This is a genomic window from Rheinheimera pacifica, from assembly GCF_900108485.1.
Lineage (GTDB): Bacteria > Pseudomonadota > Gammaproteobacteria > Enterobacterales > Alteromonadaceae > Alishewanella > Alishewanella pacifica.
In genome coordinates, this window is the sequence record NZ_FNXF01000014.1 from 17245 (window position 1) to 33193 (window position 15949).

Consider the following 15949-nt stretch of genomic DNA (forward strand, 5'->3'; position numbering starts at 1 on the left):
GCCCTCAATTCAATTCGCTTCTTCTGCGAGGTTTAGACTTGAATGGCTTGAGCTTCGCTTCCCGCAAAGACTGACGTGCCAGATCTTGCAGCTCCAGCTCTCCATCCAGCACTTCGTCACAAATAGACTGAACAGACATCGCCGGAGCTTTTGTCAGTTGAGTTAATAATGTGTGATAACGCGTTAGCATCCTTTCCACTGTGGTATGTTTAAACCGATTTGTGTCATATACCAGCTTGCCTGTGATACCTTCTCCGGTGTCCGTCAACGAGAAGTTGAGGGGTAACCTGGCAGCTTCCTGCTCAATAGCCATGGGAATAATTTTGAAGCTTTCCGTCACCAGTAAGTCATTTGCCAAGTGATCCATAAAGAACTTACTCTGGAACAGTGGAGCCACGCCATTTTGGCGCTCTATACCCAGCGCGCTTACCAGTTGTTCAAACGGCACCTCCTGATTAGCAAAAGCGTCAATACAGGTTTGACTCACACTCTTCACAAGTTGCTCAATAGACTGAAATGGCTTCACCTGAGTGCGCAGCGGTACCTGATTCATGAATAAACCGATCACCGATTCCGTTTCTGGCATAGTCCGGTTTGCTACGTCCGTGCCAATTTGAATGTCAGTTTCACCGGTTTCCAGATACAGAAGCACATTCCAACCACTGAGCATCACGGTAAAAAGTGTTGTGTCTAAACGGGAAGCAAGTTCTTGAAGCGGTTGTAACTCGGACACAGTGAAGCTGGCATCCAGTGCCACACCATTGAAGTTGTTTTTCTCAGTAAAAGGACTGTCGAATGGCAAGGCCGATTGCTTAGGACAATTAGCCATTTTCGCTTTCCAATACTTAAATTGTTCTGCGAATCGATTGTCGTTGACTGCTTGTCGTTGCCAGTGCGAGAAATCTGCATAGGAAACTGGTAGCGTTGGCAACTGCAGCGGCTTGTCATTGAGTAAGGATTCATAACAAGCCATTATTTCATTCAGCAACAAGCGTACAGACCAACCATCCATTGTGATGTGGTGTAAGTTGAGTACAACAATGTATTCCGCTGTGTCGCATTTGAACATCCTCAGACGGAATAATGTATCCTCCTTGAGGTTAAACACATGGCTGAATTCTATGTCTACGTACGTGTTGATAACCGTTTGTTGTTTAAAACTTTCTATTTTTGACAGGTCAGTGACAGTCAGAGATTGCAACACCTCATCGCGTACTTTTTGGATAACCTGGCCTTTGACAATTTCGAAGTAGGTTCTCAACGAAAGCTGGCGTTTTTGTACCATCTGCCAGGCAACCAGTAAAAGATCAGGTCTAACATGCCCTTCAAGTTTGAAACTGCAAATGATGTTGTACGCACTGGTGCCCCCAGCCATATTATCAACCAGCCATAAGCCTTGTTGGTTAAAAGACAAACCAACATTTTCAGGCGTTTCCGCGGGCTTAATTCTCGATTCTCTATCCACCGCCGCGTGCTGAATCATTTCGGCCATTTGCCGCAGAACCGGCGCCTTGAATAAGGATGCGAGTGTTAGATTGACGTCGTACTTCTTCTGTAGCTGATTCTGCAGCTGTATAAGTAATAGCGAATGACCACCCAATGCAAAGAAGTTGTCAGTTACAGCAATTTGTTGTGAACTGAACAACTGCTGCCAAATCGCCAGTAGCTCTCTCTCTTTTTCTGTGACGGGTGAAACATCTGAGATCTTGGCAGAACTCTCCAATACAACGGGCAGATTCTTGAGATGCTTTTTGTCCAACTTGTTACTTGCGGTCATGGGCATCTCGTCGAGGAACTCAATATAGCTAGGCACCATGTAGCCAGGTAGCAGCGCGCTAAGTTGTGTTCTGATGTCTGCTTTGTCTGGTTTATCCTGTGCTTTCTTAGGCAGTGCATAAGCGACTAACTGTTCACCGGTGGGTGTCGTTTTCAACACCACAGCAACACTGTCAAACAAGTTTTGACTATCAAGAGCAGCTTCTATTTCACCCAGTTCTATGCGGTAACCGCGCAATTTAACCTGCTGGTCAATACGGCTGATGTATTCGATTTCCATTTCGCCATCTTGCTCAATCCAGCGCGTAAGGTCCCCAGTTCTGTAGATTTTCTCTCCCGCAGAAAATGGATTATCCAAAAATACTTTGTTGGTGAGGTCTGGCTTGTTATGATACCCAAGACCAACGGCCGGGCCACCGATATGCAGTTCCCCTGGCACCCCTGTCGGTACCGGCTTGAGCTGCTCATTGAGGATGTACACTTTGTAGTTGCCAATGGCTCTACCAATGCTGATCTGACAACCGGGCACCAGCTCTTTTGCTGTAGCATAAATAGTGGTTTCAGTAGGCCCATAGCCATTCCATACACGACAATTATGCTGTTCAAAACTTCTCTGCAATTTTGCAGTTACAGGTTCTCCAATGGATAGCAGTTGCACTTTGGTATGGTTAGTCCAACCCACGCTAAACATCATTTCAAAAGTGGTAGGAGTGGCTTGCATGTAAGTTACTTTATGCTCAACCAACAAATTAGCCATCGCTTGGGGATCTTTTACTGACTCATCATCAGCGATAAGCAGTTCTCCTCCAACACTAAGAGGCATAAGTAAATCTAGCACCGAGATATCAAAACTTGTTGTGGCTACAGCTAGGGTTTTATCCTTACTGCCGAAACCGGTTAATTTTGCCATGGCATGTATACAGTGAGTCACCGACGCCAGATTAATGATCACGCCTTTAGGCTTACCTGACGAACCAGAGGTGTAAATCACATAGGCAGGTTTTTCGGCATCAAGTTTTTCATACTCAACATCTAAAACACTGATCGCATCTTCGTGTTGACCATCTTGTAGTATCCACTGCACACCTTGAGGTACTGCGTTTTGCAAAGCAGCTATACTGTACTCATCAGTAAGCACGACTTCCGTATTGCTATCTTTGAAAATGTAGTCGATTCGCTTTGCTGGTAACGTAGGATCCACCGGCACATAAACGGCACCAAGTCGCATCACTGCGATCATATTTAAAGATGTATACAGCCCGCGTCGTACCGAAACCCCAACAAAATCTCCAGCCTTAACACCATGAGACGTCAACCTTGCAGCAATTTTTGCCACTTTATTGGCGAATTCACCGTAGCTTAACGAGCAATTACCACATGTTAGTGCGGGAGCATGCGGTCGCATTTTGGTCTGCTGGAGTATTAGATCTATAACGTTCGATTCCTGCGGATTAACTTCCGGAAGCTTTTCACCAAGCCCCCATAGGATTTGTTCCTGTGCTTGTTGAGGCGCGAGGAATTCAAGACTTTGAACAACAGTATTCCGTATAGTAGACAACTGTTCCAGCAACCATGTCAGATTGTCCAGCATCTGAGAAATAAAGTTATCAGTAAACAACTCAGTGCTGTACTCAAGGTCCAAATTCAGACCTCTGATCCCCCCCAAAAAATCGAATGCCAAATCAAAGCGAGACTGATTCCCCTGAGCTGACTCAAATACCACTTCTTCGCCAGCAAATTCCAATACGCTGTCAAATTGCATGAAACTGAAAAATACCTGGAACAGAGGATTGCGGCTTGCATCACGAATTGGGTTCAGGGATTCCACAAGTTTTTCAAATGGGATCTCTTGATGTGCCATGCCGTTTTTAATCACATCATTTGTGTGCTTCAGCAATTGGTGGGTGCTGGTGTCAGAATCAATTTCACCTAGTCTCACCACTAAAATATTGACTAACATACCCACCATACTTTCCAGCTCAGCTCGATTTCTGTTCGCGGTGGGCATGCCAATACAAAAGTCTTTATTTTGTGAGTAGCTGCTCAATAACAAATGAACTGCCGTCACTAGAAACGATGCTTTACTGATACCCAGATGCCCGGTCAATGCTGAAATACGCTTATCAAGCTCGGGAGCAAAGGTATGGCTTATTCTGCGTCCTTCCCCGGATAGTTCCTGCGGGCGACTCTGACGAGGCATAACATCCATATTCTGATACCCCGCCAGGTTCAACTTCCAGTATTCCAAGTCGTCCTTGAAGCTCGACTCATCAAAGGCTTTACGTTGCCAGGCAGCAAAATCAGGATATTGTATGGTTAGCGCGGGTAATTCTAATGTTTCACCTTTGGCCAAACCATCATATAAGCTGGCTACTTCCCTTAGCAGAATCCCGACAGATAAACCATCACTGATAATGTGATGCAAGCTTACGCCAAGACGGTCACCTCCATACTCACTACGGATCAAGATCACTCGCATCAAAGGAGCCTGAGTGAGATCCATTTCATATTGTCTCCAGTGATCCAAGATAGCCTGTTGATCATCTGGCTTAGTATTTTCAACAATATCAAACGGGATGCAGACACTATCCACCACTTCCTGAATAGCCCCCTGCTCTGTCTGAACAAATCGCGTACGCAGCACTTCGTGTCTGTTCGCAATCACTGCCATACACTGCTTGAGCGAATCAACATTCAGGGCCTTGCTAAATTTCATCACGCCGGCCATTTGATAGGACATACCATGCCCTAGTTGGCTCAGTAACCACATAGATTCTTGTGCAAAAGAAAGCGGCAATGGCTGTGAACGATCAGCGGGAACAAGTGGCAACTGTTGGAGTGTTTCATCTTCTCCAGCCATGCCGTTGTCGATTAGCTCTGCCAGCTTAGACAGTTCATTGGCTTCAAACACATCTTTAAGTTTGAGGTTGATACCAAACTGCTCGCCGATAATAGACAACAGTTTCAGATAAAGTAGTGAATGACCACCAAGTAGAGTGAAACTGTCCTGACGATTAATTTGTTCAATATTGAGAATGCTTCGCCAGATTTCAGCCAAGGCGATTTCCGTCTTGCTGGCTGGCGGATCCAGGGCATCCTGAGTCGCCTGCTTATCTATGGCAACTTTGGCAAGCTGCTTGCGGTCGATTTTACCTGATGGGTTCAATGGCATTTGTTCAAGCTGAACATAACCGTGAGGCATCATGAAAACAGGCATTTTTTTGGCGAGATACTCTGAAATATTAGTTGCCATGGTGTTAGAGCTTCGGGCAACAAAGCAGACTACTATTTGTTTGTTGTCGGCGTCTTCAGACGACTGTGTCACTATCACTGCAGCATCTTGTACAGCTTCAAGCTGTAAGACGGTGCGCTCGATTTCCATTAACTCGATGCGATAACCACTAATCTTAACCTGGCTATCCTGACGACCTACGAAATAAAACTCGCCGTTGTCATCAAAATATGCGCGGTCTCCGGTTCTGTACAATTTACTGGTTTCGCACGTGTCAAAAGGATCTGTTAAAAATACTTTTTCAGTCAAATCTGGGCGATTCAGGTAGCCGTTAGCCAAACTTTTTCCGCCAATGTATAGCTCTCCTAAAGCCCCTACGGGCAGACGTTTACCAGCAGCGTCCAAAATGTATAGTTTTCTATTATTCAGAGGTGTCCCGATTGTCAACTGACCGTAATCAAGCTCTCTCTTGTGGGACAAGTCAGCGGTAGTAGTAGTAATTGTGGCCTCAGTAGGACCATATGCGTTTAACAACCTCACCTGACTAATATCCAGTCGCCACCAACGATTAAGAATCTCAGGTTGTAGTTTATCACCACCTACAATTACCATTTTCAGGGTAGCAATATCCTGACGGTCCAGTTGACGTTGCCATTCTCCCACTAATAGGTGCCAGAATGCCGTTGGGAAGTTTACAATCGTCAGACCATAGTCTCTGACTTTTTCCGCGATCTCCGAGGGCTGCCACAAACCTGGCTCTTTGACGTGTACTGTAGCGCCCACCATCAGCGGCACTAGGACTTGTTCGATTGACGGATCAAAGTTAAGAGGAGCAAACAACAACATAATATCGTCAGCTTTCGTATTAAAACGCAAAGCAATACTGGCACAGTGATCTGCCAACGCAGCATGAGAGACCAGTGTCCCTTTCGGCTGGCCAGTAGATCCAGAGGTATAAATAAGATAGGCGATATCGTCCTTCGAAATCTCCACCAATGGGTAGTCTACCGGTGTAGTTTTTGCAACTTTCTGGTGTGCCTGTGAGGCATTTAATGTGATTGTTTCGACACCATCAGAAAAAACAACATTATCATTTTCGGCTGCCACTAAGACAATTTTCAGGGCACAATCTTCTATTATGTAGGCCAATCTATCAGCCGGATATTCAGGATCCAACGGCACATAAATAGCTCCCGCGTTCAAAATTGCCAGCATAGCAACTACTGACTCATTACTATGCCGCACGTACACACCCACAAAGTCTCCGGGCTTCACGCCTGCTTCTACTAGTTTGTTAGCATAAAACACGGTGATCTGGTTGAGCTGCGAATAAGTGTATTGTTCATCCTGACACCGAATTGCAGGTTTATTGGCATACTGAGCTGCGGCTTCTCTGATGCGCTGATGAATTAACTTAATATCATAGGAGACAGTCTGGTCGGACTGCGCATTGGTATGTAGCTTTTCTTCCTTTGATAATAGTTCCAGATGCAACACAGACTGCTCTGGATTGTTCAGCATTTGCGCAAGTACGTGACTAAACTGGCCTAACATCACTTCAGCCACTGATGCGTCGAATGCCTTACTATTAAAAAACAAAGTCAGATCAAGAGCGTTGTTGCGTGAGTCGTAGGAACAGCTCAGCTTCAGGTTGAACGGTTCACTATGGACAGCAAACGGCATCAATTTGGCATGGAAGCCGGATTTCTGCCATTGGCTTTCATTCTCATCAAATTCAAATAAATAAGGCAGAGCATTTAATCGACTGCTATGTTCTTCACTTTTTGGCCACTGAAAGCACTCCTGCCAAGTTTCTGCTTCGCCAAGGAAACTATTTGTTGCGTCCAGTACTTGCCAGATATTCTGGTCGTTTTCAATATGAGACGGGATAGGTAAAAAACGTGCCAACGGTCCAACGACAGTGGCAATATCATCGTCAGGACGACCATCAAAACGCTTACCGATCAGATGAATAGCGTTTTCCACCAGGCGGTTTAAATAAATCTGCCATGCCGTAAACAGCCATGCTTCCGGTGTCACTCCATCAGACCTTTGCAGGAGTTGGCGCAAGACCTGAGTGTCCATTTTTTGACTGGCAGCAACTGCCGGTTCAAACTGGATTATGTCCAGACCAAGCTTATCCAAACACAGCGGCTGTATTTGATCTTTACTCAACTCAAGTTGCTGCCAGAATGCTTTGCCGTCCCTCGCATCATCTGAGCTGAAGAATTCCGATGCCCATTCTGCTATATCAATGTATTGCACAGGATTTTCTCCAATATCACTGCTATTGGAACTTAATAATTCGTAGGCCTTCAGAATTTGAGCGGGTAAATTAGAGGCTATAGTGGCATCGATCAGCATTGGCGGCACACTGATGAGTAATAAATGACTGTAGTCGCTGCAGTTGACAATGCCCAGGTAGATTTCATAACGTGGCAATGCACTGTCATATTTAGGTTGATTGTTAAGCGCCTGCTTCCAGGCCTCTGAAACGGTTAAGCTACCTTCTTTGTCTACCCATTTGCTCCCGGGCCGCCAGCGCAGGTTCTCATTCTCTATGGTCTGCAGTAAGTTTTTGAAAAGAGGGTGATTGGCAAATCGTGTACTAAATATCTCATGCTGTTCCAGCACAGTTTCAGTAGCAGATTTTAAAACAGCTTTGTCGATGACTCCCTGCAACTCAAGACCTAGCAATATATCTTGATTTAATACCTGGTCTTTGTGCTGCCAAATCCTGGTTTGTTGTGAAGATAGCGCGTAACCGTCACTAACGGATTCCGCTTGTTTGACCAGCGACTGCCCCGTCAAATTAAGCTCAGTGATTACCTGATCCGGGTCTCGCATTACCTCATCCAGCATGATGAGATAATCCTTCCCCATGGTTTCAATTAGGTCTTTATCATACTTTTCGGCATTGAACTTAAACTTGCCGATAAGTTGCTTATTATTGTCTTCAAATAGCATGACCAAATCAAAATTGGCGTCTTGACCACCGATATCCAACGGCTCCATTAGAAGTCCAGAGTCCATGGCCGACTTATCTCTAAGCTTTTGATTTGATTCATTGAACTGCCAATACTTACTGAGATTAAACATTGCCTGGAAGAAGGGGGTGCTGTCAGGGTGACGTACTGGATTCAGCGTTTTCAGCAAATGGGTAAATAGATAATCCTGGTTATCTATTGCGCCAAGCGTCGTATTTGAAGTTTGCGCCAAAAGCTCACTGAACGTTTGCCCGGATGACATTTTGGCGCGCAACACGACGGTATTGAGGAAGAAGCCGACTACCTCAGCGAATTTATGATTTGTTCTGCCCAACAAAGGAGAGCCAATCAGTAAATCATCCTGAGCGCTGTGGTGGTATATCAAAGCCTGGAATGTGGACAACAAAATAGCATATTTTGTGTAGCCAGATTGCTTCGAGAAAGCACTAAGACGAGTGTACAAAGTTTCACTTAAGTCAACAGATACCCATGCCTGACTGACGTCGCAAGGAGGTTTGCTTTTATCTCGTATAGGAAGCATTAACCTAGTAGGCGCACCCTTGAGGTTGTCGGTCCAATATTCCTCCATTTGCTGCCACTTATTGCTGCCAATCAACTGCTTTTGCCAGTGCACAAAATCACTAAAAGTAACATCGAGCGGCGCTGTATTGACAGACTTACCCCTACATAAGTTTTCGTAATTGTCAATGAACTCCTGCAATACTATAGAGTGTGACAAGCCATCAATGATGATGTGATGAATGGATAAGGTAAGCACATGTTCCCTGTCACTCAGGGTATAAAGGTTCATTCTTAGGGCAGGATTCTCGTCCAGTTGAAACGTTGCTTTTAAGTCAAACGAAATACGCTCCATTAACTGAGCTTCGCTTTGGTTTTCCACATAGATGTGCTCAAAAGGCACAATGGCGCCTTGAGGAGGCAGGGTTTGCTGAATCAGTTCGCCGTTTTCAAACATAAATATTGATCTCAGCGATTCATGGCGAGCCATCACGGCATTAATAGCGTGTTGTACCTTTTTCACATCCACCTTAGAGCGCAGCCTCACGCTGTATGGAAGGATAACACTGGCGTCGTTAGGGTTTGTTTGCCACTGGAACCAATATGACTGTTGAGCGTCGGAAACCGGTCCCACCGCAAGTATCTCAGGTCGCGCCTGTAAAATACTTAGCAGTTCGCTTTTGTAATCTTTTAATTGACCTAAAATTTTAGGGGTGTCATCACTTTTAACAGCTCTGTAAGCAAGCTGCCCGTCTTTGGACCAAAATTTCCAGCCTTTAATAACTAGTGAACGAACGAATATTTCTACACTCACAGCATGCCTTCCTCGTAAAATTCTTCATCTTCTGCAGATTTACCTTCTGAAATGTCGTGAAGCTGTCTGATTAACTCCCCTGATAACTGTTCCAGAGATTCACTTTTAAACATCAATGCAATCGGAACTGTTAATTCAAAATCAGTTTTCAATTGTTTCTGGAGTTCCACAACCAGAAGAGAATCAAGTCCAAGGGACGTGAGAGAAACCGTTGTCTCCACCATGTTCGGCGCGGTCTCACTGACCGTGCCAATCAGTTGCTGTAAGTACTTCACCATAAGCTTTTGCGCCTTACCCGCTTTGTCAGCCTTAATATCTGCCACTAACTCGGGATCCAGCATGACCGAAGAATTCGCCTGCGACGCGCTTTGGGCATCAGCATCACTAAAGTCTTCCAAAAACATCCATTGAGTGGCATATAACTGCCATTTATCCCAATCTATAGGTACCAATCCAATCTGGGGGTATTGACTGCTTAGGTTTAATTCCAGTGCTTCCAGATATTCAGCAGGGGTAATGCGACGGATTTCCTGATTGTTTAGAGATTTTTCGCGCTCAGGTTGCGCAGCCATACCAATCTCATCCACCATACCCAGCTGTAATGCCAGCGCTGGTAGTCCTTTCGAGTGACGATAGTTAGCCAGCCCGTCCAGGAAGGAGTTTGCGGCCGCATAGTTGGCCTGGCCTGGAGAACCAAACAAGGAGGCGGCAGAAGAAAGCATGACAAAAAATTCAAGTTCAATAGCATGGCAGGCTTTGTGCAAGTGCCATGCACCTCTGACTTTAGGTGACATAACCCTGGCAAACGATTCAGTGGTTTGATTCTGCACACTCTTGTCATCCAGAACACCCGCAGTGTGAACAATGCCTACCAGAGGGTTGGCCGACTGTTGGATTCTGTCGATGATGCTTTTTACATCAGCCTCAATGCTAACATCACCAATGGCAACCTGCACCGAGGCTCCTGTCAGGTTCATTTTGTTGATACTATTTTTCTCGTCTGCACTGGGTTGTCTGCGCGCCATTAAAGTGATGTGTTTGGCACCACGCTCTAACATCCATCTTGCAGTTTTCAGTGCCAGCGCGCCCAGGCCACCGGTAATAAGGTACTGTCTGTTGGCGTTGAAGCGCGGTTTGCGGGAAGCCAACTCGGATTTAACCACTTTTGTCAGGCGAGCCACCTTGCGCTCTCCGTTTAGATAAGCTACCTGAGTTTCCATATCGTCAGAGCAGACTTCATGAATGATTCGCTGTGCCTGCAGCGTTTTTGCTTCGTTAGCCTGCAAATCAATATTTTTGCAACGCAATTCCGGATATTCCTGAGCGACAACTTTGCTCAGCCCCCAGGAAGTGCTGTGCACGATACCCATAGCAGGCTGGTCTGGAGCAAATAATTGAGCCTGCTGCGTTACCATGAAATAGCGAGGAAGGCTCTCTAAGTCACCGTCTAGGTGAGCCTGCATCAACCCCTGAATCAGAGTTAAAGACGAATAACAACCGGGCACAAGCCTGTCGTACATCGCATCAATACAAGTGTCTTCATCAATATTGGCTCCAACGCTGGAGCAGTCTATTAACGCTTGAGGTTGACCCCAGTTTAAAGTCAGTGCCGTCAAAGCCTTTTTGAAATCAGCCGCTTCAAGGCCGTTTACCTGATAGTGCTTGGTACTGTGAATGCGATAAGCATCAGCGAGTTCTATTGTAGCGCAAGCCATACCTTCTTTTTCGATAGCGGCTTTCAACTGACCGGCCAGTTCCATATTTTCCGCGTTGTGTTTATCAGTAACCATCAACCAGTTGCGAGGTTTCTTACTCTCTCTTTGCGCTATACTATTTTGTAGATCCCGCCACTCAACCCGATATAAGTGGTCAGCGGCTGTGCCGGCGGTTATTGTTGCTACCCTGCCTGCACTCTCGCTGTTGCCGCTTAAATTAGGATCCAGGGTGATCCAGAAACGCTTTCTCTGAAATGGATAATTAGGCAGTGGCAGTCGAGGTGCTTCAACACAAGGGTTGACTTTATCCCAACGCACATGTGTACCTTGCATGTACACCCAGGCAAGAGCGTGCAAAATGTGCTCAGATGCGCTCAGCCCTTTGTCGAGAGACCAGTGACATTGCGCTTCAGAGTCTTTTGTCTGTGAGCGAGCAATTTTAGCCAGTACTGCTGATGGACCAATCTCCAGTAAAGTGTTGGCTCCCTGCCCCAGCGCTGTTTGTAATGCAGCTTCAAACAACACAGGCTGTTCAATGTGATTCACCCAATAATCAGCGCGTGTAAACTGCGCTGTCTCCAGCTCTCCAGTCACACATGATACAAATGGGATCTTAGGTTTTTGCAGAGTAACGCTGGCCACCAAACAACGAAACTCTTCGAGGATTGGTTGCATCAGTTTGGAATGAAATGCATGGGATACATTGAGTAAAGTAGATGCAATTCCTTGTTGATCCAGTTGCGCTTTAACGATTTTCAGATGCTCAGTAAGTCCGGACAACACCAATGCTTCCGGGCCATTAATGGCGGCAAAATTCACAGAGTTAACTTCTTCAGTCAGTAACTCGGCTACGTCTGCTCGCACCGCTCTGACCGCAAGCATTGAACTTCCCACTGGCAAGCTCTGAATAAGTCTGCCTCGTTCAGCCACCAATTTGACGGCATCGTCAAGACTCATTACTCCAGCTACAACAGCAGCAGCAAATTCGCCAATACTGTGGCCCATAACCAGAGCGGGAGCGACCCCCCAGGATGACCACAGTTGTGACAGTGCATATTCAATGGCAAATATGGCAGGTTGCGTGTAAGCCGTCTGGTTGAGTAACTCGCCATCCAGTGAATCTGTATAAATCACATCCATCAGAGAATGCGCCAGATAACCAGAAAAGAGTTGGTCGCAACGTTCCATTGCCTTTTTAAATACGGGTTGGCTGTCCAGTAACTCGATTGCCATTGCATGGTATTGGCTGCCCTGCCCAGTGAACATAAAAGCCAAGCTGGCTTCTTCCTGTCCTTTGTTTTCAACCTTGTGGCTATTTAGCTTGCTTATCATTTTGCTAACGCTATTTGCCACTAATGCAACGCGATAAGTGTCGTTACTCTGTCCCTGGTTGAGTCTCCAGCAAAGTTGCTCAAACGGCAGATGTTGCCATTTATTTAAATGCTCTGCGTAGTTCGCCAGCATGGGCTTTATTGCTGCGGCCTGACGAGCACTCAATGCCAGTAAATGCGGGCTGGTTTCAACTGATTCAGTGCGCTCAGGCACTTGAATTTTGTCTCCCTGCTTCAACACTATATGGGAATTGCTGCCGCCAAACCCGAAGGAGCTGACCCCAACGTGTAATGGGCGACTTGCGGTACTATTAAGTTTGGTTTGCTCTACAGGCACCTTGATAGCAATGTTATTCCATGGAATGTGCCTGTTAGGGGTATTAAAATTAATTTGTGAGGGTACTTGTTCGTGGCGTAAACACTGTACTGCCTTCAATAAACCAACCATGCCAGCCGCATGTTCTAGGTGACCAACATTCGCTTTCACAGAACCAATCAACAAGGAGTTAGTCTTTTCGCGCCCGATACCATAAATATTAGACAGGGCGCCGACTTCGATAGGATCTCCAAGCGCAGTTCCTGTTCCATGCGCCTCTACAAAATCCACCTGCTCTGGCAGGATATTGCCATCTTTTAACGCTTTGTGGATAACCCGTTGCTGAGCCAGGCCGTTAGGCGCTGAAATACCGTTGCTCTTTCCATCCTGGTTGCTCGCAGTACCTTTGATAATCGCAAGCACGTTATCACCGTCAGCGCGGGCTTTGTTTAGGGGCTTCAACATCACCATTCCGGCGCCTTCTCCGCGTACGTAACCATTGGCTTTATCGTCGAATGAGAAACAATGTCCATCAGGCGAAAGCATTTGAGCATTTCTCAGAATGGTGTGCGCTTGGCTGAACATTATGAGTTTGACCGCTCCCACCAGAGCGGACTCACACTCGCCAGTTCGAATACTTTTCACCGCTTCATGAACAGCAACCAGAGCGGCAGAGCAGGCGGTATCAATAGCCATACTGGGGCCTGTAAAGTCATAAAAATAAGACACGCGGTTGGCAGCCATACACATTGCGGTACCCGCACCTGAATAAGGATTGTGATGCTCTTCCGATGCCAGCCCCATAAGCATATAATCGTTCTGACCGATCCCCACGAACACACCAATATCTCTGCCTTTCAGTTCAGACGGGTGATAACCTGCATGACGCATAACCTCTTCACTCAATTCTAAAATTAGGCGATGTTGCGGATCGATTAGAGGTGCTTCTTTGCCTGTGATAGAGAAAAATTCGTTGTCAAAATGTTCTATATCATCCAAAAACCCTCCAGAATACACTGCACTATCTACGTCAGCGCCATAGGCGCGTGATTGTGGATAGGCACTAACATGGCAGAGCCCGTCTAATAGGTTTTTCCAAAATTCTTCCGGCTCGTCGGAACCCGGTAAACGACAAGACATTCCGATAATGGCGATATCCCTGTCAACAACAATGCTTTTGCTTTGTTGTTGCTGGTTTTCTGAGCTGCAAAGTATATAGTCCACTAGTTTGCGGATAGTGGGATAGTCATAAATCAGAATGGGAGATAATTCGCGATTAATACGCTCACTTAGTTCAGCCATAAAAGACACAGATACAGCAGAGTTCAGACCCAAAGAAAAGAAGTTTGAATCAATATCGATTTGACTCGCAGACTTGTCCAGGGCTTCGGCAATATTGTCACAAATCCATTGAATCAACTTGTCAGCGTCAACATTGATAGCAGGTATTGATTCGCTTAATTGTTGTGAATTTTCATTGTTCGCAATTGCAGACTTTTCAGTAAGTTCTAGCATGGAAGCGACACGTTCGAACTGGCCGTCCAAATACATTTGGCGATTTACAGCTCGTTGAATTTTGCCGCTGGACGTCTTCGCGACTGTAGCAGGTTTCACCAGCACGATGTCGTGCAGAGGTAGCTCCATTTCCTCTGCCACTGATTGAGAACAGGCATGTATTGCCTCGCTGGCATTGATATTTTTGAGCTCGGTGCGTTTGACTTCTTGCACCACAACGATACCTTCACCGTCTTTGGTGGGCACAGTGAACGCGGCGGCACAGTGTTCTGAGAATGCAGGTACACTGTTAAAAACAGTATACTCAATATCCTGAGGATAGTAGTTACGACCTCTTATGATAATCAGGTCTTTTTGTCTGCCAGTGATAAAAACGTCCCTACCCTGAACAAAGCCAAGGTCTCCAGTTCTGAGATAGGGCCCCTCCCCGGTGCTGGCTATTTTGGCGTTAAAGATTTCTTCGTTTAGCTCGTCTTTTTTCCAGTAACCCTGACCAACACACGGCGAGCGCAGCCAGATTTCGCCCACCTGACCTTCGGCCTTCTGCTCACGCATTTCAGGATCTACTATAATAAGTTGGTCATCAAACCAGGTATGTCCTGAAGACACCAGAGAATAAGATTCTTCGTTCGATTTAGCTGGCGTTGCTATATTTTCTGAAAGCTTGATCTTTTCTGCTTCGAAAACGGTGGGTTCATCTTTGCAATTAACCGTTGTGATCATCAGTGTGGCCTCGGCCATTCCATAACAAGGTAAATGTGCATTAGATTTGAAGCCGTATGGTGCAAATCTCTTGGTAAACTCATTCAGTGTTTGCGCGTTGATCGGTTCGGAGCCATTAAACGCAACTCGCCAATTGCTCAGATCTATCCCTTCAAGCTCTTCATCAGTAATCTTGTCTACGCACAGCTTCCACGCAAAGTTAGGTCCACCAGATGTTGTTCCTCCAAAATCTGAAATAGCTTTTAGCCAACGTATTGGTTTTTGTAGAAACCAGGTTGGTGACATCAAATACACAGGAAAGCCTACAAACAAGGGCTGTAAGATACCGCCGATAAGGCCCATATCATGGAAATAAGGCAGCCAGCTCACTACCTTAGAATTCTGATCATGTTCAAAGGCTGCGGTAATACGTAATTGGTTTTGAACGATATTGTCATGACTGATCATGACGCCCTTTGGCGCGCCAGTTGAGCCAGAAGAATACTGTAGAAAGGCCAAATCGGTTGGTAGAATTTCTGGTAATTTAGGGGCTTGTGAGGCTGCGGGTAGGTTATCCGTCACCAATACGGCAATATGTTTTAATACCTCATCTGCCTGAAGTTGAGACTCCGAAATCACAGCAATTTTAGCGGAAGTCAAAATCAGTGACGCATCCGCATCGATTACCACGTTTTTCAACCTTTCCATATTACGATTTTTGCGCGGTGGATAAGCCGGTACTGCAACGATGCCCGACATTAAACACGCAAAAAACGCTACAATTAGCTCTGCGCCGTTTTCGAACAATAGTAAGGCTCGATCGCCTTTTTTTACTCTCGTCAACAAATGCAGAGCCAGCTCTTGTGCCTCATCGCGAAGTTGTCGGTAAGTAAGGGTAGCTTTAGTGTCTTGTGCGGCATCTAAAAATGTGTAGACGATTTTATCGCCTTGTTGGGCAACGTGCTTTTGAAGTACACTAATCAAAGTGCCGTGCGACGAGCCATCAGATTTGCTGTATGTCATAACTGAATCTTCCTTTACT

The 15949-nt window shown here is 45.9% G+C and carries 2 protein-coding genes; both read right to left on the reverse strand.

Annotated elements, in window-relative coordinates; all coding sequences use genetic code 11:
* Nucleotides 1–4: 4 nt before the first annotated feature.
* A complete protein-coding gene (locus BLW68_RS15685) occupies nucleotides 5–9328 on the reverse strand; it encodes a non-ribosomal peptide synthetase (protein WP_092795419.1) in 9324 nt (3107 codons plus the stop codon).
* Nucleotides 9325–15930: a type I polyketide synthase gene (locus BLW68_RS15690; protein WP_092795421.1), complete on the reverse strand. Its 6606-nt coding sequence runs from the start codon at nucleotides 15928–15930 to the stop codon at nucleotides 9325–9327. The genes BLW68_RS15685 and BLW68_RS15690 overlap by 4 nt, the downstream gene beginning before the upstream one ends.
* Nucleotides 15931–15949: the final 19 nt, after the last annotated feature.